This is a genomic window from Quadrisphaera sp. INWT6 (assembly GCF_015390235.1).
GTDB lineage: Bacteria > Actinomycetota > Actinomycetes > Actinomycetales > Quadrisphaeraceae > Quadrisphaera.
Map to the genome: position 1 here is coordinate 154,296 of NZ_VUOH01000004.1, position 21,246 is coordinate 175,541.

24 protein-coding genes and 1 pseudogene are annotated in these 21,246 nt (G+C 75.7%); 7 read left to right on the top strand and 18 right to left on the bottom strand.

What is annotated here, in order from left to right:
* Positions 1–18: 18 nt before the first annotated feature.
* Entirely contained in the window at positions 19–747 is a 729-nt protein-coding gene (locus F1641_RS13110) for a DsbA family oxidoreductase (protein ID WP_309225631.1), read from the bottom strand.
* Between the two features lie 137 nt (positions 748–884).
* On the opposite strand from F1641_RS13110, the gene F1641_RS13115 reads away from it, so the two are divergent.
* The gene (locus tag F1641_RS13115) at positions 885–1,901 is read left to right on the top strand and encodes an acetylxylan esterase (protein ID WP_194906269.1); all 1,017 of its coding nucleotides are present in this window, start codon (positions 885–887) and stop codon (positions 1,899–1,901) included.
* A gap of 161 nt (positions 1,902–2,062) precedes the next feature.
* The gene (locus tag F1641_RS13120; RefSeq protein WP_194906271.1) at positions 2,063–2,872 is read left to right on the top strand and encodes an SDR family oxidoreductase; all 810 of its coding nucleotides are present in this window, start codon (positions 2,063–2,065) and stop codon (positions 2,870–2,872) included.
* A 125-nt stretch (positions 2,873–2,997) separates the two neighbouring features.
* On the opposite strand, the gene F1641_RS13125 is transcribed toward F1641_RS13120, so the two are convergent.
* From F1641_RS13125 to F1641_RS13160, 8 genes and pseudogenes are all read right to left on the bottom strand, one after another.
* Positions 2,998–3,408, bottom strand: a complete 411-nt coding sequence (locus F1641_RS13125) for a hypothetical protein (protein ID WP_194906273.1) — start codon at positions 3,406–3,408, stop codon at positions 2,998–3,000.
* A gap of 58 nt (positions 3,409–3,466) precedes the next feature.
* Positions 3,467–3,886, bottom strand: a complete 420-nt coding sequence (locus tag F1641_RS13130) for a hypothetical protein (protein WP_194906275.1) — start codon at positions 3,884–3,886, stop codon at positions 3,467–3,469.
* Between the two features lie 284 nt (positions 3,887–4,170).
* On the bottom strand, positions 4,171–5,334 hold the full coding sequence (locus F1641_RS13135) for an acetamidase/formamidase family protein (RefSeq protein ID WP_194906276.1): 1,164 nt from the start codon (positions 5,332–5,334) through the stop codon (positions 4,171–4,173).
* Positions 5,331–5,723: a Rid family detoxifying hydrolase gene (locus tag F1641_RS13140; RefSeq protein ID WP_194906903.1), complete on the bottom strand. Its 393-nt coding sequence runs from the start codon at positions 5,721–5,723 to the stop codon at positions 5,331–5,333. Before F1641_RS13140 ends, F1641_RS13135 begins: the two co-directional genes overlap by 4 nt.
* Positions 5,724–5,812: 89 nt before the next feature.
* On the bottom strand, positions 5,813–6,733 hold the full coding sequence (locus F1641_RS13145; protein ID WP_375541490.1) for an amino acid ABC transporter ATP-binding protein: 921 nt from the start codon (positions 6,731–6,733) through the stop codon (positions 5,813–5,815).
* A 101-nt stretch (positions 6,734–6,834) separates the two neighbouring features.
* Positions 6,835–7,197: pseudogene (locus F1641_RS23885) on the bottom strand (amino acid ABC transporter permease); the annotation flags it as partial.
* A 17-nt stretch (positions 7,198–7,214) separates the two neighbouring features.
* Positions 7,215–7,409, bottom strand: a complete 195-nt coding sequence (locus F1641_RS21660; protein WP_194906978.1) for a hypothetical protein — start codon at positions 7,407–7,409, stop codon at positions 7,215–7,217.
* A gap of 36 nt (positions 7,410–7,445) precedes the next feature.
* On the bottom strand, positions 7,446–8,375 hold the full coding sequence (locus F1641_RS13160) for an ABC transporter substrate-binding protein (protein ID WP_194906278.1): 930 nt from the start codon (positions 8,373–8,375) through the stop codon (positions 7,446–7,448).
* 207 nt (positions 8,376–8,582) lie between these two features.
* Between F1641_RS13160 and F1641_RS13165 the strand changes: the two genes are divergently transcribed.
* Both F1641_RS13165 and F1641_RS13170 read left to right on the top strand, forming a co-directional pair.
* Positions 8,583–9,293 (top strand): FadR/GntR family transcriptional regulator, encoded by a 711-nt coding sequence (locus F1641_RS13165; protein WP_194906280.1) that lies wholly within the window; start codon positions 8,583–8,585, stop codon positions 9,291–9,293.
* Positions 9,290–10,012: a YoaK family protein gene (locus tag F1641_RS13170; RefSeq protein ID WP_194906282.1), complete on the top strand. Its 723-nt coding sequence runs from the start codon at positions 9,290–9,292 to the stop codon at positions 10,010–10,012. Before F1641_RS13165 ends, F1641_RS13170 begins: the two co-directional genes overlap by 4 nt.
* 67 nt (positions 10,013–10,079) lie before the next feature.
* Here F1641_RS13170 and F1641_RS13175 read toward each other — a convergent pair whose 3' ends face one another.
* The 6 genes from F1641_RS13175 to F1641_RS13200 all read right to left on the bottom strand — a co-directional run bounded on the left by F1641_RS13175 (position 10,080) and on the right by F1641_RS13200 (position 16,134).
* Positions 10,080–10,565 (bottom strand): Asp23/Gls24 family envelope stress response protein, encoded by a 486-nt coding sequence (locus F1641_RS13175; protein ID WP_194906284.1) that lies wholly within the window; start codon positions 10,563–10,565, stop codon positions 10,080–10,082.
* Between the two features lie 79 nt (positions 10,566–10,644).
* Positions 10,645–11,172, bottom strand: a complete 528-nt coding sequence (locus F1641_RS13180; protein WP_194906297.1) for a hypothetical protein — start codon at positions 11,170–11,172, stop codon at positions 10,645–10,647.
* On the bottom strand, positions 11,169–11,513 hold the full coding sequence (locus tag F1641_RS13185; protein ID WP_194906299.1) for a hypothetical protein: 345 nt from the start codon (positions 11,511–11,513) through the stop codon (positions 11,169–11,171). Before F1641_RS13185 ends, F1641_RS13180 begins: the two co-directional genes overlap by 4 nt.
* Positions 11,514–12,055: 542 nt before the next feature.
* A complete protein-coding gene (locus F1641_RS13190) occupies positions 12,056–13,801 on the bottom strand; it encodes an HNH endonuclease signature motif containing protein (protein ID WP_194906301.1) in 1,746 nt (581 codons plus the stop codon).
* A gap of 84 nt (positions 13,802–13,885) precedes the next feature.
* Positions 13,886–15,220, bottom strand: a complete 1,335-nt coding sequence (locus tag F1641_RS13195) for an AAA family ATPase (RefSeq protein ID WP_194906302.1) — start codon at positions 15,218–15,220, stop codon at positions 13,886–13,888.
* Between the two features lie 56 nt (positions 15,221–15,276).
* Positions 15,277–16,134 carry an NAD(P)H-binding protein gene (locus F1641_RS13200; RefSeq protein ID WP_194906304.1) on the bottom strand — a complete coding sequence of 286 codons (858 nt, stop codon included), beginning with the start codon at positions 16,132–16,134 and terminating at the stop codon, positions 15,277–15,279.
* Between the two features lie 90 nt (positions 16,135–16,224).
* Here F1641_RS13200 and F1641_RS13205 point away from each other — a divergent pair, with 90 nt between their 5' ends.
* On the top strand, positions 16,225–16,980 hold the full coding sequence (locus F1641_RS13205) for a TetR/AcrR family transcriptional regulator (RefSeq protein WP_194906306.1): 756 nt from the start codon (positions 16,225–16,227) through the stop codon (positions 16,978–16,980).
* An 18-nt stretch (positions 16,981–16,998) separates the two neighbouring features.
* Here the strand turns inward: F1641_RS13205 and F1641_RS13210 are convergent, their stop codons facing one another.
* Positions 16,999–18,663, bottom strand: a complete 1,665-nt coding sequence (locus tag F1641_RS13210; RefSeq protein ID WP_206691169.1) for an ABC-F family ATP-binding cassette domain-containing protein — start codon at positions 18,661–18,663, stop codon at positions 16,999–17,001.
* A gap of 143 nt (positions 18,664–18,806) precedes the next feature.
* Between F1641_RS13210 and F1641_RS13215 the strand changes: the two genes are divergently transcribed.
* Positions 18,807–18,974 (top strand): hypothetical protein, encoded by a 168-nt coding sequence (locus F1641_RS13215; protein WP_194906309.1) that lies wholly within the window; start codon positions 18,807–18,809, stop codon positions 18,972–18,974.
* Between the two features lie 271 nt (positions 18,975–19,245).
* Here the strand turns inward: F1641_RS13215 and F1641_RS13220 are convergent, their stop codons facing one another.
* Entirely contained in the window at positions 19,246–20,004 is a 759-nt protein-coding gene (locus tag F1641_RS13220) for a hypothetical protein (RefSeq protein ID WP_194906311.1), read from the bottom strand.
* A gap of 59 nt (positions 20,005–20,063) precedes the next feature.
* Complete coding sequence (locus tag F1641_RS13225; RefSeq protein ID WP_194906313.1) at positions 20,064–20,312, bottom strand: hypothetical protein; 249 nt, start codon at positions 20,310–20,312, stop codon at positions 20,064–20,066.
* Positions 20,313–20,408: 96 nt separating this feature from the next.
* Between F1641_RS13225 and F1641_RS13230 the strand changes: the two genes are divergently transcribed.
* Entirely contained in the window at positions 20,409–21,245 is an 837-nt protein-coding gene (locus F1641_RS13230) for a hypothetical protein (RefSeq protein WP_194906315.1), read from the top strand.
* Position 21,246 lies beyond the last annotated feature (1 nt).

Genomic DNA, 21,246 nt, shown 5'->3' on the forward strand with positions numbered 1-21,246 from the left:
TGCGCTGACCCCGGGGGGTCAGATGGCGCAGCCGTCGGGGCCGCAGGCCTCGCCGTCGGCCGAGGTCGTCCCCGCGCCCGTCATCACCAGCTGCGGGGTGCGCTCGGACCAGGCGCGCTGCAGCGCGCCCAGCAGCACGTCGGGCGACTGCGCGCCGGAGACGCCGTACTTCCTGTCGATGACGAAGAACGGCACCCCGGTGATGCCCAGCGCCGAGGCCTCGGCCTCCTCGGACCGGACGTCGTCGACGTAGCGGCCCTCGGCGAGCACCGCGGCGACCTCGTCGGCGTCCAGCCCGGCCTCGACGGCGAGGCGCTGCAGCACGGCGCGGTCACCGACGGCCTCGCCCTCGGTGAAGTAGGCGCGCAGCAGCCGCTCCTTCACGGCGCCCTGCAGCTCGGGGCCACCGCGCTCCAGCGCGAGGTGGATGACCTGGTGGGCGTCGACGGTGTTGGCCTTCACCGCCCTGTCGAAGCGCAGCTCGACCCCTTCAGCGGCGGCCGTCTCGGTCATCGACGAGACCATCTCGCGCCCGCGCTCGACGCCGGTGCCGTACTTGGCCGACAGGCGCTGGGCGTAGTCGTCGGGGCCGACCTGCGTGCCCTCGGGGTGCGACGAGGCGTTCTGGTCGAGCTCGAAGGCCTTCCAGGTGACCTCGACGTCACCGGCGTGCTCGAAGCGGCCGAGCGCCGCCTCGAAGCGGCGCTTGCCGACGTAGCACCACGGGCACACGACGTCGGACCAGATCTCGACCTGGAGGGGGCTGTTCTTCGGGGGCGTCTTCGGGGGCGTCGTCGGGGCGTCGTCTGGGGCACGGCCAGGGCAACGCCCGGGGGAGCCGCGCCTCTTCCCGGGCCGTCCGGCGGGCAGGGCAGGATCGGGGGGTGCTCACCGACCTGCCGCTCGAGCAGCTCCAGACCCGCACCCCCGACCACCGCGACCCCGAGGGGCTGCACGAGTTCTGGGACTCCACCCTCGCGCAGGCGCGCGACGCCGGGGGCGACGTCGTCGTCGAGCCCGTGGCGACGCCGCTGCGCACCGTCGACGTGTACGACGTGACCTTCCCCGGCTTCGCCGGCCAGCCCGTCAAGGCGTGGCTGCGGGTGCCCGCGGGGGCCCTGGAGCGGGCCGAGCGCGGGGAGCGGCTGCCGGCGGTCGTGCAGTACGTCGGGTACGGGGGCGGCCGCGGCGAGGCCGCCGAGAACCTGCTGGTCGCCAGCAGCGGCTTCGCCCACCTGCACATGGACACCCGCGGCCAGGGGTCGGTGTGGAGCTCCGGGAGCACCCCCGACCCGGGCACCGGTGACCCGGCGAGCCTCGGCGCCCAGCACCCGGGCTTCATGACCCGCGGCATCACCTCGCCCGAGACCCACTACTACCGCCGCATGTTCACCGACGCCGCCCGCGCCGTCGACGCCGCGCGCACCCTGGCCGTGGTCGACCCGGCCCGGGTCGCGGTCATGGGCGGCAGCCAGGGCGGGGCGTGCGCCATCGCCGTCGCCGGGCTCGTGCCCGACGTCGCCGCCGTCGTCGCGCACGTGCCCTTCCTGTGCGAGATCCGACGGGCGCTGGTCATCACCGACGCCGACCCGTTCGCCGAGGTGCGGCGCTACCTCGCGGTGCACCGCGACCAGGTCGACGCCGTGCACCGGACCCTCGACTTCATCGACGGCGTGGGCTTCGCGCGCCGCGCCACGGCCCCGGCGAGGTTCACCGCGGCGCTGATGGACGCCGTGGTCCCGCCGTCCGGCCCGTTCGCGGCGCACGCGGCGTGGGGCGAGAGCGCCGGCGAGCGCGAGGTGACCAAGGAGATCCAGGTGTGGCCGTACAACGGCCACGAGGGCGGCGGCCCCGTCGACGAGGTGGCCGCGGTGGAGTTCATCGCCCGCCACCTGGGCTGAGGCGGCTGACGGGCTGACGGAGCCGTGAGCGCCGGCTCCTGAGATGGGCCCCTTCGGAGTGACGGAGCCGTCACGGCGAAGGGGCGCATCTCAGGAGCACCGGGTGGAGCGGCCGCCGCCGGGTACAGCCGACCTGAGGAGCGTTGACGACGGGAGCAGCGGTGGCAGAGCAGACGGTCCACGAGGCGGTCCGGCGGACGGCGCGGAAGACGGCGGTGGTCACGGGTGCCGGGTCGGAGCGGGGGATCGGCCGGGCGGTGGCGCACCGGCTCGCCCGCGACGGGTGGAGCCTGCTGCTCCTCGACGTCGACGGCGAGGGGGTCCGACGGCGGGCCGAGGAGCTGGCCGGCGAGCTGGCCGAGGGCGCCTCGGCGCTGGGGCTCGCGTGCGACGTCACCTCGCCCGACGCCCTGGCGGCGGCCTTCACCGCTGCGTTCGAGGGCGAGAGCCCGCCGCTCCCGCCGGTGGCGGGGCTGGCGAACCTCGCCGGCATCCCGAGCCCGACGCCGCTGCTGGACGTCACCGTCGCCGAGTGGGACCGGGTCATGGCGGTCAACGCCACCGGCTCGCTGCTGCTGGTGCAGGCGGCCGGACGGCGCATGGTCGCTGCGGGCCACGGGCGCATCGTGCTCACGTCGTCGGTGACGGCGCTCGACGGCGGTGGCACGTTCTCGAAGTCCGCCTACGCCGCCGCCAAGGCAGCGGTGCTCGGCCTCGCCCGCGGTGCCGCCCGCGAGCTCGGGCCGCACGGCGTGACGGTGAACGCGCTGGTCCCGGGGCCGGTGGACACCGACATCATGGGCGGCGCCCTCGACGACGAGCGCAAGGCCCGCATGTCGGCCGGCATCCCCGTGGGGCGCGTCGGTCAGCCCGCCGACATGGCCGAGGCGGTGGCGTTCCTGCTCTCCGATGGTGCCGGCTTCGTCAACGGGACGACGTTCAGCGTCGACGGCGGCATGCACATGCACTGACCCGGGACGCCCTCCGAGCCGACGGGGAGGTGTCGACCCCGTCGAGAGGGCTGTGGAGGTCCGTCGAAGGGTCCGACACCTCCCCGCCGGCACGTGCGTCCCTGGTCCGGCGCCGTCTGGCGAGGTCAGGCGAGCACGTCGCCCCAGTGCACGTCGGCCACCGCCATCAGCACGACGGAGCCGTCGTCCGACACCCAGGCCGAGAGGTGCGAGACGCGGTCCTTGCGCCGTCGCGGCTCAGGGGCCCCCGCGGCCACCAGGCGAGCCACCTGGGAGGCGTCCAGCCAGTCCAGGCCGCAGTACCCGTCGCAGCCGCAGGCGTCCCAGACCACCTGCGCCCCCTCGACGACCGCAGCGAGCGCGCGGGCGGGGCTGACGTCGTGGGCGATGCGCACGAACTCCCGGCCGGCGGGGTCGACCAGGCGGTCGTGGCCGACGAGCTGGCCGCGCGGGGGCTCGGACGGTGGTGCCGCGGGAGCGGCGCGCACGGCCCGCACCACCTCGGCGAAGGTCGGCTGCCGGCGCTTCCTGCCCACGCCGTCCATCGTGCTCAGCGGGGTCGACCCTGTCGAAGGGGTTCTCCGCCGCAGGACGTCACCGCTGCGCGGTCAGGTGGTGTGAGCCGTCGCGTCGAGCTCGACGACCTGTCCCGGGACGTCGAGGCGCTCGACGGCGAGCACGGTGATCATCGGGGTCGCGCCCCCCGTGCGCAGCCGCTGCGCCAGCGCGGCGATGCTCGCCCCCCACCGCGTGGGCGTCGGTGGTCCGGACCCGCAGGCGCTCGAGGCCCGACACCGGCACCTGCTGCTCGGCGAGCTGCACCTCGACGTCCTCGACGGGGAGCGACAGGTCGACCAGCACGCCCTCGCGGGTCGTCACCGACACCCTGCGGACGGTGGTCGAGGCGTTGAGGGCCGTCCACCACCCGGCCCAGCGCACGGAGGCGCGGTCGACGCAGGCGACGTCCAGGGTGAACGCCGGGTGCCGCCAGACCCGCAGCCCCCAGCGGAACACGCTGAGCTCGACGGCCCCCTGGCGGACGACGGGGCGCGAGCCGGGTGCGCCCCAGAAGCGGGTGCTGACCGACCGGCAGCCTCGCTCCGCACTCCAGCGACAGCTCCCGACCGTGCTCGGGCGCCTCCGTCTCGCGGAGGCGTCCGAGCCGCCGGGCGACCTCCAGCCCGACGAGGCTGGCGATGACCGCGCCGACCCCGTGGACGAGGAGGGAGACGAGGTCTGGCACGGGGGTCCCTCCACGCAGTGACCCGGTGTCCACGCCGCCAGCGCCGCCCGGGGGGTCAGGTCCAGGCGGACCAGTCGCGCTTGGCGATGGTGCAGTGCACGCCCTTGACCGCGTCGACGACCTGGCTGACCTCGAAGTCGCCTGCCGCCGACAGGTACGCCAGGGCGACGGCGCGGGGCACCCCGAGGCGCCCGTGCAGGAAGGCGACGGCGTTGCGCACGGCCTTGCGCATCGCCTCGTCGAGGTCGGGGTCCATGCCGGTCGGGATCCAGTGCGTGGCCGTCTCCACCACCGGGGTGGTCAGCGGCCCGACGACGGCGCCGCGCTGGGCCGCCGGCACCACGGTGAGGCGCAGCGTGGCGCGCAGCGAGGCCTCCAGCGCCGTGAGCGCCACCTCGCCGTTGCCCTGCGCGAAGTGCGGGTCGCCGACGAAGAACAGGGCGCCTTCGACCCCCACCGGCAGGTACAGCGTCGACCCGACGCCGGCGTGCTTGACGTCGATGTTGCCGCCCTGCTCGTTCGGGGGCACCGAGGGGACGGGGTCCGACGTCGCCAGCGCCGTGCCCATCAGGCCCAGGAACGGGGCGAGGTCGAACTGCGCCCAGCGCCCCGGTCCGGCGGCGAGGCGGGCGACGTCGCGCCCGCCGTCCCGACCGACGGCGCAGAAGTGGCTGACGGTGCCGTCGGTGACCATCCGGTCGAGGTCGCGGGTGGGCGCGGAGTCGTGGTCCTCGGGGAACTCCCCGGCGAGCGCTCCGAAGCCGTGGCGGTTGCTGATCATCCCGTAGGGCACGCGGCGCTCCAGGCCGAGCACGTCGACCTTGAGCAGGTCGCCGGGCCGGGCGCCGGGGACGCGGACCGGGCCCGTGACCACGTGCGGACCGTCGAGCGGACCGTTGGCCAGGCCGCTGGCCGCGACGTCGACGGCGTCGCGGAGCACCTCGGCCACCCCGAACTGCGCGAAGTACGCCCGCGGGTCGCGGCCCTGGTCGCCCATGAGGCCCTCGTGGCTGAGGGCGTCGACGGTGACCGTCTCGCCGTCGGGCACCTCGAGGACGGCCTCGGCGTCCTGGTTCGGCAGCCACCCCCACCGGACCTCCTCGGCGCGGGTGGGCAGGTAGTGCTGGCCGTCGACGCGGCCCTCGCCCGGCTGCAGCGCCGCGCCGACCGGGGCAGCGGCGACGTGCGCGGGGACGTGCGCGGGGACGACGGCGGTCATGCGGCGCTCCCGGCGGAGAGGCCGACGACGAGGTCGACCTCGACGGCAGCGCCGACCGCGAGGCCGGTGACGCCCACGCACGTGCGGCTCGGCAGCGGCGCGGTGAACCACCGCTCGTACTCGGCGTTGACGGCGTCGAAGTCCGAGAAGTCCGTCAGGTACACGCGGACCATCAGCGCGTCGTCGAGGGTGGCACCGACCTGGGCGAGCACCGCCGTGAGGTTGGCGAGCACCTGCCGGGTCTGCGCGACCACCCCGCCCTCGACCAGCTGGCCGGTCGCGGGGTCGGTGGGCATCTGCCCGGTGACGAAGAGCAGGTCGCCCCACCGGACGGCGTGGGAGAACGGGGCGACCTGCGGCGGGACGCCGGGGGCGCCGACGAAGCTCATCGGCTCGCGGACCCTCTGCCCCGTGGCTGACGAGGTGGTCGGCGGTGTGGTCGGCAGGGTGGCCGACGGTGTGGGCGACGTGGTGGTGCTCATGCGTGCTCCTCGACGGTGGTGGCGCCCACGAAGCGGCGGGTGGCCTCGTGGTGGGGGGCGGTGATGACCTGCTCCGGGGGGCCCTGCTCCACCACGACGCCGCCGGCCATGAAGACGACGGTGTCGGCGACGTCGCGGGCGAAGTCCAGCTGGTGGGTAGCGATGATCATGGTCAGGCCCTCGTCGCGGGCGAGGTCGCGGATCACGGCGAGCACCTCACCCACGAGCTCGGGGTCGAGCGCGCTGGTCGGCTCGTCGAGCAGCAGCACCCGGGGGCGCGGGGCGAGGGCCCTGGCGATGCCGACCCGCTGCTGCTGGCCGCCGGACAGGTGGCGGGGCAGCGCGTCGGCGCGGTCGGCGAGCCCGACCTGCTCCAGCAGCTCGTCGGCGCGGGCGCGGGCCGCCTCCCGCGACATCCCCTGCACCCAGCGCAGCGGGCCGGCGACGTTCTCGCGGACGGTGAGGTGGTGGAACAGGTTGAACTGCTGGAAGACCATGCCGACGCCGGCGGCCACGCGCTGCTGGGCGATCCGCCGCTCGCGCAGCTCACCGCCGCGCTCGTCGTAGCCGATGGCGGTGCCGCTGACGAGCACGGAGCCGTCGTCGAGGCCCTCGAGGTGGTTGATGGTGCGCAGCAGCGTGCTCTTGCCGGAGCCGCTGGGTCCGAGCAGGGCCACGACCTCGCCCTGGCGGACCGCCAGGTCGACACCGCGGAGCACCTGGGTGTCGCCGAACGACTTGCGCAGGGCGTGGCCCTCGATGAGCGCCGCCCCGAAGCTGCGCGGCGGCGGCTCGGCGCGGACCGGCGCGGTGGGCCGGACCAGCGCCGGGTCCGCGGGGAGGGCACAGGGGCGGAGCCGGGGGTGGTGACAGCGCCGCCCCGGGGCCGTCGGAGCAGGGCTGCCAGGTCCCACCACGGGCGGGGGCCGGTCGCGGCCCGGCGGGAGCGGTCCTGGTCGAGGGCGCGCTCCACCAGCAGCTGGACCCCGGTCAGCAGGCCCGTCAGCAGCAGGTAGAGCACGGCCGTGGCGAAGTAGATGGAGAAGTAGTCGAAGGTGGCCGAGGCCAGCTGCTGGGTGCGCAGGGTCAGCTCGGGCACGGCGATGATCGAGGCCAGCGCCGAGTTCTTCATGGTGGAGACCGCCTCGTTGCCGAGGGCGGGCACCACCGAGCGGAACGCCTGCGGGGCGACCACCCGCCGCATCAGCAGGCTCGGCACCATGCCCAGGGCCCGCCCCGCCGCCGTCTGGCCGGCGTCGACCCCGCGGATGCCCGAGCGGAAGATCTCCGCGAAGAAGACCGCCTCGTTGAGGGCGAGCGCCACCCCGCCGGCCACGAGCGGGGGGAAGGTGACCCCCGCCCGCGGCAGGACGCTGAACACGAAGACCAGCTGCAGGATCAGCGGGTCCCGCGGTAGAGGGTGACGTAGGCCCGGGACAGGGCGGTCAGCGGCGCCGAGCGGGTCAGCTGCATGGCCGCGAGCACGGCCCCGAGCAGCGCGCCCCCGGCGAAGCCCATCGCCGTCAGCTGCAGGGTGATCCAGATGCCCTCCAGCAGGTAGGGCATCGTCAGGTACTGGAAGAACTCGCTCATCGCCGTGGCCGCCGTCGTCCGCTCTGCTCGCCGGCCTCAGCCGACGCTGAGGACGGTCGGCTCGGCGACGGCGTTCTCGCTGAGCTCCCACTTCTTCGCGAGCTCGTCCTGGAGCCCGCTGCCCTGGATCTCCGTGAGGGCGCCGACCACCGCGTCGCGGAAGGGCACCTGGCCCTGCGGGACGCCGATGCCGATCTCGTAGTCGAGCAGCACGGTCTCGGCCTGGTCGAGCTCGTCGGGGTGCTCGGCGATGAACCGGACCACGGTGTTGCTGTCGTTGACGTAGGCGTCGGCGCGGCCGGCGAGGATCGCCTGCACGCAGTCGGCGCTGCTGTCGAAGAGGCTGACCACCGGGGCCGCCTCGCCGGCGGCCTCGCAGCCGGGGGCGAGGTCCTCGACGAGGGGCACCTCGACGTAGCCCTTGTTGAGGGCCACGGTGGCGCCGCACATCGAGGCGTCGATGCCGGTGAGGCCCTTCGGGTTGCCCTTGGCGACCAGGATGCCGTCGTAGACCTTGGAGTAGCTGACGAAGTCGACGCCGCCGGCGGCGCGCTCCTGGGTGGCGTAGAGGTTGGAGACGATCCAGTCGGCGCGGCCGCTGGCCACCGTCGGGATCAGCTCGGCGAAGCCGACGGGCACGTAGTCGACGGTGAAGCCCAGGCAGGCGCCGATGGCGTTGCCGAGGTCGATGTCGAAGCCGACGTACTGGTCGGGGTTCGTCGGGTCGATGGTCTCGTAGCCCGGGGTGTAGGGGTTCAGCGCGTTGGTCTTCGTGGTGCCGACGAGGTCGGGGTGCTCCTCGCGCAGCTGCTGGCAGGCGGCCGAGTCGGCGACGGCCTGGTACTCCGCGGTGGCCGAGCCGGCGCTGCCGGGGGCGGCCGCGTCGGCGCTCGAGCCGCAGGCGCTCAGGGCGAGCAGCGCCGCGAGGGAGCCCGCGGCGGCGAGGGTGCGCTGGGTGGTGGTCATGGGGTCCTCCCGCTCGGGCGCCGGGGGCGGGGGTGCTCGGCGCCGCAGTCGTGCGGTCAGATGGTCTGACCGGTGACGAGGACGCTAGGCAGGTCAGAGCGCCGCGGGTGGCGGGGAAACGCGCTCGTTACGCGATGCGCACGACCGTTACAACGGTCTGACCAAGAGACCGGTCTGGGTCGGCCGGGACCCGGGTACGGTCATCTCGTGCCCACCTCCGCGCCGTCCCCGGTGCCACCCCTGCTGCGTCGCTCGACCAACATCTCCGCGGCCCTGGCCGCGCACTTCGAGCGCCTCATCGCCACCGGCGAGCTCGCCCCGGGCGCGCGGCTGCCGGGGGAGCGGGAGCTGTCGACGTCGATGGCGGTCTCGCGGGCGTCCCTGCGCGAGGCGATGCACGAGCTGGAGCAGAAGCACCTCATCGAGCGGACCCCCGGGCGGGGCACGGTGGTGACCGAGCCGTCCGCGCAGGCCCAGGCGCTGCGGCAGCTGGCCGTCCCGGCGGTCGAGCAGGACGACGCCGCCGAGCTGCGGGTGCTGGTGGAGCCCTCGATCGCGGCCCTGGCGGCGCGGCGCGCCACCGACGCCGACCTCCTGCAGCTCGCGCGGGTCCTCGACGCCTCCAGCGAGGACCTGCGCCCCTCCCAGTCGGTGGAGCTGGACGTCGAGTTCCACGCGCTGCTCTCCCGCGCAGCCCGCAACCCGCTGCTCGCGGCCCTGCACGAGCTGGTCAGCGACTGGACCCTGCCGGTGCGCCAGGTGTCGCACCGCCGCCGCACCGGCCGGCGCGACTCCGTGGCGGGGCACCGCGCGATCTACGACGCCGTCGCCGCGCACGACGCCGACGCGGCCCGCGCCGCCATGGAGGACCACCTCGGCGACGTCCGGGCCCTCGTGGCCGACCAGGACCAGCGGTGAGCGCCGCGACCCGGGCGGGGACGGCCTGGTACGTCGCCGGGCTGCTGCTGCTCACGGCGGCGACCGGCGCGATCGACGCGGTCAGCTACCTCGCCCTCGACCGCGTCTTCACCGGCAACATGACCGGCAACGTGCTCTTCATCGGCTTCGCCGTCGCCGGCGTGGCCACCATCCCGCTGCTCAACAACGCCGTCGCGCTCGGCGGATTCGTGGTCGGGTCGATCATCGGCGGCCGCGCGGTCGGGCGCGGCCACCCGCCGCGCCTCACCCGGGCCGGTGCCTGGGTGCTGGGGGTGTCGGTGCTGGTGACCCTCGGCCTGACGCTGGCGTGGTCGGCGCTGGGAGAGCTCGCGTCCTGGCACCTGCTGACCATCACCGGCGTCCTGGCGGCGGTCATGGGCGCCCAGGTCTCGGCGGTCAAGCCGCTGGGCAACGCCGACATCACCACCGTCGTCGTCACCAACACCCTCGCCAACCTCGCGCGCGACAGCCGCCTGGGCGGAGGGCGCCAGGGGTGGCGGGTCGCCTCCGACAGGTTCCTGGCGATCGTCGCCATGGGGCTCGGGGCGCTGCTGGGGGCCGCCGTCGTCAAGGGCGCCGGGGGCGACGCGGCGCTCGGCACGTCCACGGGCGTCCTCGCCCTGGCCTGGGTGTCGCTGCTGGTGGGCCGCTCCCGCCAGCGCCGCGCCGAGCGGGCCGGGGCGGAGCGCGCGGGCTGAGACGGCTCCGCCCCCACCGGTCGTACCGGCGGGGGCGGAGCCGAGGTGCTGCTCGGAGCTCAGGACGTCACTGGACGCGGGGGGCCTTCGCGGGCTCGTCGTCGCCGTCGTCCTCGGACGGGATGTAGACGTCAGCCACGTCGATGTTGACCTCGGTGACGTCGAGGCCGGTCATGCGCTCGACCGAGGTGATGACGTTGCGGCGCACGCCCGCGGCGAGGTCGGCGATGGCGACGCCGTACTCGGCGATCAGGGTGATGTCGACGGCGGCCTGCGTCGAGCCGACCTCGACGGAGATGCCCTGGGAGTGGTTGGTCGTGGCACCCGGGATGCGCTCGCGCAGCGCGCCGACGGCGCGGGCGGCGCCGCCACCGAGGGCGTGGACCCCGGCGACCTCGCGGGTGGCGATGCCGGCGATCTTCGACACGACGGTGTCGGCGATCGTCGTGCCGCCCTGGGTGGTGGCCAGGCCGGTACCGGTCGAGGTGGCCGAGGCGCCGTTCGAGGTGGTGGAGGTGCTCTTGGCGACCGGGGCGGTGGTGGTCTGCGACATGGTTTCTCCTCCTGCGGTGAGGTGACCGCACCGGGCTGGTGCGGTTGATGTGAGGTGAGAGTCAGGTCGGCCGGAAACGTCACGGTCGATCTCCTGTGACCTGGCTCACACCCGTGGGGCGGCTCGGGACGAGGGCGGCGTCGACGGTCCCCGCGGTGACGAGCGCGAGCGCCACCGGCGTGCTCGGCACCCCCACCACGAGGGGTTCCAGCACCGCACCGGCGGGCACCGTGAGGCGCGCCAGGAGGCCCCGCCGGTCCGGCCGGTGGGCGGCCGCCCCGAGCAGGCCCAGCGGACCGCCCGCGAGCGCCGCCGCCGCGAACCACCAGCGGTCGTCCACCCACGCGCTCGCGCCGAAGGCCCCGACGAGCTGGCCCGCGCCGTCGTGCACCGCCACCGCGGTCAGCCCGACGACGACGCCGGCGGCTGCCGCGCGTCCCGGCCGGCGCAGGAGCCACCCCGCGAGCACCAGCAGTCCCGCCCACGCCGTCCCCGAGCCGAGCACCGCGCTGGTGGAGGCGTCGGGGGTCAGCGACGCCAGTCCCAGCGCGACGGCTGCCCTCAGCGCCGCGCCCCACCCCCGACGGGCGGTGGCCGGACGGCTCACCTGCGGTCGGGGTGCGGCGCGGTCGGGTCGGCGGCGGACTGCCGGAGGGCGAGCTCCGCGAGCAGGTGGACGTGCGCGGCGAACCGGAAGGTCCCGACGACGAGGAGGGCGACGCCGACAGCGAAGACCCCGAAGAACAGGACCACGAACGCGGTCTGCGAGGCGTCGTCGGCGGGGTCGGCCCCGAAGAACAGCCAGGCGTTGGCGATCGGCCCAAGCACCTGCTGGCAGGCGAGCAGCACCACCCCCACCGCCACGAGGCCCGCCGCGCGGCGCAGGCGGGGCACCTCCTGCGTCGTCGTCAGCTGCTCGACGGGGGCGTCGAGGTCGACCTCGTCCACCGGTTCCTCCTCGGGTGCGGGCCGGCCCGGAGCACGGCCCCACCGCACGCTAGGAGCGAGGCGACCACCGGACGCCGGGACTCCATGGAGCCTCCGCGAGACGCACGCAGCTCCTGCACACCGGGCCCCGCGGGCAGCCGCGGAGCTCCGTGACGGCGGCGTCCACGGTCACGTGCGACCTCGGTCTGACCCCGGACTCCGCCGCGGCGGGGCGCTCAAGCCCATGCGAGATGCGATCCGCCGACGACGTCGAGCGGTGCGACGCTCGTGGCCAGCGCCCAGCCGGAGACCCGGAGGGGCACGTACCGGAACCGGATGGCCCCCGTCTGCACCGTGTGACCCGGACTGCTCGAAGGTGGGCACGTGGGCACGTGGGCACGTGGGCACGTGGGCACGTCGGCCAGCTCACAACCCTCAGGTCTCATGTCGAGCCCTCCAGCCGTGCAGGTCGGTGTCAGGTGCGCCGGACCCCGCGGAGGCCCGGGGCCGGTGGGCGGCACGAGCAGCCCGACCACCGAGGTGGCCGGGCTGCTGCGAGTGCTTCAGCAGGCGCAGGTGCTGCGCGGTGAGGGGATGTCGGGGACCGCCCCGTCGTCGGGGTCGAGGTGGTGGTCGGGCAGCGCGAGCTGCCTGGCTCTCCGCGCGGTGGAGTGCGCCACCGCTCTTCGGGGGTTCAGCAGCCATCGCTGCTGGGGGTCGACAGTCGCTGGAGGTCGTACCTGCGGGACTCCGTCGACCATCTGCACGGCCCAGATCCCGAGGGTCACCAGCAGGTGGTGCCTCCCGCAGAGGAGCACGCCGAGGTCGACGTCGGTGGGACCGCCCTCGGCCCAGTCGTGGACGTGGTGCGCCTCCAGCCACCCCGGCGGGGCGGTGCAGCCCGGGATGACGCACCCGCCGTCCCGCGCGAGCATCGCCCGGCGCTGTGCGGGGGAGAACAGGCGGACCGTGCGTCCCAGGGCCAGCGCTGCTGCCTGGGGGCCCTGGCAGGACAGGGTCACCGTGTGCAGCAGCGCGGTGCACGCGAGGTGCTGGAGCGGCGTCGTCGTCAGCGGCCGGCGGGTGGTCTCGCAGGTGGCGAGCCCGGCACCCGGGACGCCGGTGAGCTGGTCCGAGGTGGCGGTGACGATGATGCGCGGGGGCTCGCCGCCGCGGGTCTCGTCGCTGGTGCGACCCAGCCGGGTGAGCTGCGCCAGGGCGTCGGCACGGCGCTGCCCGGCGGTGCGCTCGTCGCGCACGCGGACACCGGAGCCCCCGCCGCCCGTGCCAGGCTCGCCGAGGCCGGGAAGGGGCTCGTCGTCGCGGCCCGGAGCGCCGTCGGTGTCAGCGAGGGGGGCGCGAGCGGTCGGGTCGGGCTTCGCGAGGTGGTCGATGGCGGCCTTGAACTCGGCACCCGTGATCGCGTCGAGGTGGCCGCGCACGTCGACGGACCCGTCCTCGTGGACCGTGACCGTGAGGTAGCGCTTGTCGACGTCGTCGGGGTCGAAGCCCCGGTCGGCGCGGTCGGGGTCCAGCGCGTGCGCGAGGACGGTGCAGGCGATGACCGCCTCGGCGTGGGTCAGACCGGGGAGCCTCTCCGCGAGCACGGCGTCGGCCTCCGCGCCGAAGGCGCGCTGGATGCGGCGCGGCAGCGACTCCACGGTGCGCCGTGCCAGCGAGGCGATGTCGGTGGAGATGGCTCCGCTGGCGTGCTGCTCCCCGACCCGGCCGAGCCCCTCGCCGCCGAGGGGCACCCCCGGTCCGGCCGGTGCACCACCGGCGGCCCGGTCGGCCGGGTCGGCCGGGTCAGCGGGCTCGGTCTGGTCCCCGCGGGGCTCGGAGAGCGGGGCGACGGGAGCGGTGAGGGCCTTGGCCAGGTGGACCTCGCCCGCCGCGCGGCGCGGGTCGGCACCGGTGTGGGTGAGCAGCAGGTCGGTCGGTGACGTCGCACCGGCGGCGGTGAGGTCCTCGGGGGTGAAGCTGGCGGTGAGGGCCAGCAGCACGGAGTCGGCGACGTGCCGCAGGCGGGCCGTCGCCTGCAGGGCCTGCACGCGCTGGTGCGGGCCCGTCGACGCGAGGTGCTGGGCGGCCCGGACGGCGTCGTCGGCGGCCTCGCGCGCGGCGGACAGCGCGTCGGCGAGGGGCCCGGTGAGGGGGACCGGAGGCAGGTCGGGGAGGAGCGACCCCGCCCCGGAGGGGCCGGGCGTGGGGTCGGCACCCAGGGCACCGGACGCCAGCGGCTCGGCCTGCCAGGACGAGCCGCCCCCCTCAGCGCCCTCGTGGGGCGTCTCGGTGCCGGTCCAGGTCATGCAGTTGACGCTAGAGATCACCACTGACAGTCGAACACCCGTCTAGAAGGCCTGTACAGGGCCGTGATCAGCGCAAGTCGAGGTTCACCCGTTCGGACCAGCCCGCCAGCCCAGTGCGCGCACGACAGCGGCGACGACCTCGCCCGTCGACGCGGTCGACGTGTCGAAGACCTGCGCCGCCGGCGAGCCGTCGGCCACCAGCCGGCGGTACCGCTCGTGGCGCTCGCGGTGGAACGCCTCCTCGCGCGAGATGCCGCGGGTGGCATCGGCCTGGGCCCGCTCCAGCGTGGTCTCGACGGGGGTGTCGAGCAGCACCCAGTGCGCAGCGGTCCCGGGAGGCAGCGCGTCGACGAGCGCGGCGCGCTCGGTGGGGGAGTGGAAGGGGCCGACGGCGACGACGACGTCGAGCGGGGTGCGCAGCCACCGCGCCACGAGCGACCCGTGGGCGTGGTGCGCCGAGAGCCACAGCCCGCTGGCACCCGCGCCGGGCGCGGTGACGGCCTCGGCGACGTCGTCGACGTCGACCACCGCGGCGGTGCGCCCACAGGTGGCGGCCGCTGCGGCGAGCGCGGCCGCAGTGGTCGATTTCCCCGAGGCGATGGGGCCGTTGACCACCACCAGCTGCGCCACCGGCGGTTCGGCGAGCTCCTCGGCGTGCGACGCGAGCCACGCGGCCTCGGTGCGGTAGTGCTCGGCGTGACCCTCCAGGTGGGCAGCCCCGCCGGCGTGCCGAGCAGCGGCGTCGTCGGCCAGCGCCTCGAGCCGCGGCTCGAGGGCCGCCAGCACGTCGGCAGGGGTGATGACCACCTCGTCACCGGCCGTGGCGTACGCCTGGCACAGCGCGGCCAGCCGTCGCCGCTGCCTGGCGAGGTCGGGGGCCCCCGAGCCGTGGCCGTCGACCCCCGACAGCGGGACGAAGCGGTGCGCGGCGTGCGCGAGGTCCCGCGCCCGCGGCCCCGGGGCTGCCGTGTCGACGTCGATCCAGCCGGTGAGGCCGCCGTCGTCGTCGAACACCGCGTTGTACGGGGCGACGTCGTTGAGGCAGACGACCTCCACCGGCTCGCGGGCGGGCTGCTGCCACACCAGCTCCTCACCCGCCCCGGCAGGACGGGCCAGGAAGTCGCGGGAGGCGGCGTGGACCTCGGCGAGCCACCGCCCGACGGTCGCGAGCACCGCCGGCGCCCACACGTGGGCGGGCACCGGGTAGCTCGGCACGGTGCCCGGCAGGTGCGTCAGCACCTCGCGGCCCTGCTCGTCGAACCCCAGCGGGCGGGGCAGGAAGGTGGTCCCGCGGGAGTGCAGGTGCTCCAGCAGCCGGTGGACGGTCGGCGTCCACGGCCCGGCCCTGCGGTGCACCGCGCACCCGCGGCGGCTCACCGCCGAGCTGTTCCCGCCGGTGAGGACCTCGTCGTCAGGCATCGACACAGCACCCTGCCGGTCGGCGTCGTCTCTGTCGACGCGTTTCCGGCGTCGCGCTACGCGGCCAGGACGTCGCGCACCGTCGACGGCCGGCGGCCCAGCAGCTCACCCAGCACGGGTGACGTCTCGGCGAAGAACCCCTGCGCCGCGGCCTCGTACATCCCGAGCGTGAAGCGCGCGACGGGCTCGGGCCGCCCGGCGCTCACCTGCGCGGCGAGCCACTCCTGCGGGTCGACGACGACCAGCTCCACCTCGCGACCGGCCGCGGTCGACGCCAGCGACGCGACGTCGGCGAAGGTCGGGGCCTCGTCGGCGGTGAGCACCAGGGGACCGTCGAGACCGGTCTCGCCGGCGGCCAGGCGCGTGATGACGACGGCGGCCGCTTCGGCGGCGTCCTCCCGTGCGGTCCAGGAGACCGGACCGTCGGCGGGCACCGTGATCCGCCCGGTGGCGCGCCAGTCACCGGTCATCCAGCCCAGGCTGTGGGCGTAGAAGCCGTTCCGCAGCGACGTCCAGGCGAGCCCCGACCTCTCCAGCGCCACCTCCGTGGCGGCGTGGTCGCGGCCCGGACGGAACGGCGTCGCGGGCGAGGCCCCCTGGTGGCTGGTGTAGAGCACGTGCCCGACCCCCGCCCGCACCGCGGCGTCGACGGCGGCGGTGTGGAGCGCCACCGCGTCGGCGGTCGGGTCGCTCGACGAGACAAGCAGCAGCTGGTCGGCGCCCCGGAAGGCCGGCTCGAGCGTCTCGGGTCGGGCGTAGTCGCCGAGGCGGACGGTGACGCCGCGCTCGGCGAAGCCGCGCGCCCGCTCCGGGTCGCGGGCGACCACCACCAGCTCATCAGCGGGGAAGCGCGCGAGCAGGTGCTCGGTGGTCGCGCCGTTGAGGGCTCCGGTGGCACCGGTGATGACGATCATGGCGGCCTCGCTCTGCGTCGTATCGTTGGCAACAACACCGCCGGATCGGCGGTAGCGCAGTGGTACCACTGGTTTGTTATCGTCGGCAACATGACGCTCGAGACCGGTGCCCCGACGGGGCGGGACGCCGTGCGCGCACGGCTCGTCGACGTGGCGGCCCAGCTGCTGCACGAGCGCGGACCGGCGGCCGTCACCACCCGCGCCGTCGCCGCGGCGGCCGGGGTCCAGGCGCCGACGATCTACCGGGTCTTCGGCGACAAGGACGGCCTGCTCGACGCCGTCGCCGAGCGGGCCGCCGACGACTTCGTCGCCGCCAAGGCCGGCGCCGCCCGTGACGAGGCGGGCCGCGGCACCGACCCCGTCGACGACCTGCGCACCGCCTTCTCCGACCAGGTCGACTTCGGCGTGGCCAACCCCGAGGTCTTCCGGCTCCTCGGCGACCCGGCCCGGGTGCTGCGCTCCGGCGCGGCCCGGGCGGGGCGCGAGGTGCTCCGCGCCCGGGTGCACCGGGTGGCGCTCGCCGGGCGGCTGCGCGTGCCGGAGGAGCGGTGCGTGGACGTGGTCCAGTCCGCCGGCACCGGCGTCATCCAGACCCTCCTCGCGACTCCGGCCCCCGAGCGCGACCCGCAGCTGGCCGCCGCGGTGTGGGACGCCGTGGCCACCGCCATCCTCGTCCCCGCAGCGGACGGCGGCCAGCGCGGGACGACGACGGCGGAGCACTCCTCGGCGGCGACGACCCTCATCGCCTTCCGCGCCCTGGCGCCGCAGCTCCCCGCTCTGAGCGACGCCGAGCGGGCGCTGCTCGTCGAGTGGCTCGACCGGCCGGAGGTCAGCGGCCCGCGCTGAGGACCCTGCGGCAGCTGCTCACACCGCAGCAGGCGCGGTGAGATCGAGCCGGTCGCCCGTCCAGCGCTCCCGCAGCCACCGGTCGTGGCTGGCGAGCACCACCGCCCCCGGGAACTCGACCAGGGCCGCCTCCAGCTCCTCGGCCAGGCCGAGCGAGAGGTGGTTGGTGGGCTCGTCGAGCACCAGCAGGTCCGGCGGGTCGGCCGTCAGGACGGCGAGCGCCACCCGCCGCTGCTGCCCGACGGAGAGCGCGCCGACGGGCCTGTCGGCGTCGTGGGCGCTCACGAGCCCGGTGCTGACCAGCGGCGGCGCGTGCTCGCCGACGGCCCGCAGGTAGACCTGCTGCGGGGTCTGCGAGGCGTCGGGCCACGTGACGTCCTGCGCGAGCAGGCCCACCCGGACCCCGGGCGCTGACGTCCTCACCCCGCGGTCGGGGGCCAGGGCCCCCACCAGCACCGCGATGAGCGTCGACTTGCCGCTCCCGTTGGGGCCGTCGAGCAGCAGGTGCTCGCCGGGCCGCACGGCCAGGCTCGTGCGGCCGAGGCGGCCGGCGACCTCGACGTCGTCCACCTCGACCAGCACCTCGGGTGCCTCCGCACGCGGGGTGCTCCGCGGGCGGAAGCCGGCGAAGCGCAGCAGCGGAGGCGGCGCGGCGACCTGCGTGCGCTCGAGCTCCTCCAGCCGGCTGCGCGCCGAGCGGACCCGGCGGGCGATCGTGGTGGCGGCGCGGTCGGCGTAGAACTTCTTCGCGGCGCGCGCCTCGCTCTTGGGGTCGGTGGTGTGCATGACGTCGCGCGCGCCGACGGCGACCTCGTGGCGCAGCACCTCCAGCTGCTCCTGCTCGGCGGCGTGCTGCTCCTCCCAGCGGCGGCGGGCGGCGGCCTTGGCGCGCAGGTGGTCGCTGTAGGCGCCCGCGCCCGAGGTCGAGCGGCTGGTCAGCGGGTCCTCGGTGGAGCTGGGGTCGAGGTCGGCGACGCGCGTGGCGACGTCCTCGATGAAGCGCCGGTCGTGGCTCGCGAGCAGCACCGGCCCGGTCCACGAGCGCAGCTCGGCGGCCAGGAAGTCGGCGCCGGCGGCGTCGAGGTGGTTGGTCGGCTCGTCGAGGAGCAGCGCGGTCGGTCGGGCCACCAGCGCCGACGCGAGCGCCAGGCGCGTGCGCTGTCCGCCCGACAGTGCCCCGACGGGGCGGTCGCGCGGCACCCCGGCCAGACCCAGGCCGGCGACGACGCGCTCGACCTCGACGTCCAGCGACCAGACGCCGGCGGCGGTCGCCTCGGCGAGGGCCACGTCGTAGCGGCGCGCCGCTGCACCCTGGTCCGCCGCGGGTGCGTCGGCCAGCGCGTCCGCCGCGGCGGCGAGCTCGTGCTCGACGTCCCGGGCGCTGGCGACGGCGTCGTCGAGCACGTCGTCGACGGTGGCCGCGTCGTCGAAGGGGAGCACCTGGTGCACCAGGCGCGTGCGCTCCGGGCGGGTGACGGTCCCGGCGTCGGGGTCGTCGACGCCGGCGGCCACCCGCAGCAGGGTGGTCTTGCCGGCGCCGTTCTCGCCGACGAGGGCGACGCGGGCGCCGGGCCCGACGGCGAGGGAGACGTCGCGCAGCACCACCCGGTCCGGGTAGCGGCGGTCGACGTGGCGCAGGGCGAGGTGGGCCGAAACGGCCTGGGTGGGGGCTGGGGCTGGCACGCGAGGTCCTCGGGGCGAGGCGGACTCCCGCCGGGTCCCTGGTCGGGTCCGCGGGCGCGGGACGGTCGCGGTCTCAGCTGAGCACGCCCCGACGGTAGGCCCGCCCCCGCGCTCCGTCATCCCCTTTTCCGCACCGGACGGCCTTGGGGCGCCCCGCAGCGGCGTCGCCGTCGCTCCGGGTCGCCGCTGCCTGGGGCTTCGCGCTCCAGCGCACCACCGGCGACGGGATGCTGGAGCACGAACGCCTCCTGGTGGGACGTCGCTCCCTCCCGCCCGGCGGTTCGCGCCTCGGCGGCCAGGAGTCGCTGTGACGGCCGACATGCAGAGGTCATCAGCTCCCGCGGAGGCGATCCACCTGGGCCCACTTCTACCCGTCCGGCGTCACCGGACCCGGCCTTCCCTGGGACCCGCAGACGTGCTCGGTCGCGTGCGACGGCGACGGCGACGGCGACGCTGCGCCTCGACGGCGGTGCATTCGGACCAGGAAGACGTCGCCAGCTCCCACGGTCACCGGGCGCCGCCCATCGACAGCACCAGGACCCGGTCCGCACCGCGCTGGCCCGGGGCGCCAGGCCCGACGCCTCAGCGGTGGCGCACCCACGCGCCGGGCTCGAGGAGCTCGGCCGTCCCGCTGGCCAGGTCGACGCGGAGCGGCGCCAGCGCCCCCGGGACCACGTGCTCGCCGCTGGTCTCGAGCGCTAGACCGGTCCAGGCGCGCCACTGCTCGACGGTCCCCTCGAAGTGCTGCGACGCCGGGGTCGTCGCCACGACGCGGGCGCCCATCCGCTCGTGGGTGCGGAGCCAGGGGTCGTGCGCCTCGCCGTCGGGCCGGCGCCAGCGGACGTACTCCTCGACGGGCACGCGCGGGTGGAGGTGCTTCGCGGTGAGCCGCAGCGGAGCGACGACCCGGTGCAGCCCGGCGTCCAGGGAGACGGCGATGAGGTGGCCCAGCAGCTGCGACGCCACGCCGGAGCGTGCGTGCCCGGGGTGGACCTGAGCGGCGCAGGCCACCAGCGCGTCACAGCTCGACGCGGCGTCGCGGTCGGCCAGGGAGCGCACCAGCGCGTCGCTGTACCCGCGCGGGAGGGCGGTGGGGTCACCGTCCCAGGCGACGGGCACGCCCCACGCCGCTCCGACGAGCTGGTCCTCCCGGTCCTCGTCGCCGGGTCGCGTCAGGGCCACCTGCAGGTGGGCGAACGCCTCGTGGACGGCGGGCAGGGCTGCCGCGGCGGTGCGGTCGGCGTCGACGTACGGCGGCCAGCTCCCGGCGAAGAGCGCCTCCCACTGGGCCTGGGAGCGCGGTCGGTCGCTGACCAGCTCTGCGACCAGGTCGTCCGCCACCCTGCCGGTGTACCGCAGCGAGGACGGCGGGGCGAGCGAGTTCCCGGCCGAAGACGGTGTCAGGCGCCGTACCAGTCGCGCTCCTGGGCCGGGGCCCTCGTCGACTCGGCGGGCGCGAGCACCAGGCGCAGCACGTGCCCGGCGATGCAGATGAGACCGACCCACCACGCGGCGGACTGCAGCCACACGACGGCGCCCGGGCCGCCACCGGAGGTGTCGACCAGGACGGTGAGCAGGAAGCTCAGCCCCAGCAGGAAGAGGCCGTGGGGCAGCAGCGGCGCGCGGCGCGGCTTCTCGGTGACGCTCACCCGGCGACCGTAGCGACGATGATCGCTGCCGGAGGCTGCAACAGCGCCACACGACGCCGCGTCCTGGGCGCAGGACCCGTCGAGCGGAGGCGCAGCATGAGCAGAGCACCACGTCGGGCACGTACCGTCCTGGCGGGTCTGCTGGCCGGTCCGGTCGCCGTCTCGCTCGCCGGGTGCGGCGCGGCGGCTGCGGAGAGCCCGCCGCCCGAGGTGCTGCGCCTCGCCGACGGGACGACCGTCCTCGTCGGTGCCGGAGCCAGCGGCAGCAGCACCGCAGGGGAGGTCCGCGGACGTGTCCTGACCTCGAGCACGGGGTGCCTCCTGCTGGACGACGGCGCGGACGCGGCCCTCCACCTCCTGGTGCTCGAGCACGGCACCAGGACGACCGACGACGGCGCGGGGATCGTCACGCCGGACGGGGTCGAGATCCGCGACGGCGACGGCATCACCGCTGCGGGCGGCTTCGAGGAGAACGACGACGCCCAGCTGCAGCAGGACTGGCCCACCGCGCCCGAGGAGTGCCGCGGCCCCGACCGCATGGCCCGCGTCACCGACGACCTGCGCCTCGACCCGGCGGTGGTCGCCGAGCAGGTCGCCGCCTTCGGCCACCACGAGCAGCACGACGACGGGACGGTGCTCCTGGTACCCGCGGATCCTCCGACCAGCGCTGCGGACGCGCTGACCGGCGGGGTGCTGACCCGCCTGGAGGGCGGGTGCCTCGGCCTCCTCGGTCCCGGTGGTCGGAGGACCCTCGTGAGGTGGCCCTACGGCACGGCGTGGGACCCGGACCGGCAGGTGCTCGATCTGCCGGAGCAGGGAGCCGTGGCCCTCGGTCAGGAGGTCATCCTCGGCGGCGGGCAGGGCGTTGCTGACGGGGTGCGACCGGGACTGCCGCAGGGCTGCGCGTACGACGACGTCTGGGTGGCGTCCTGAC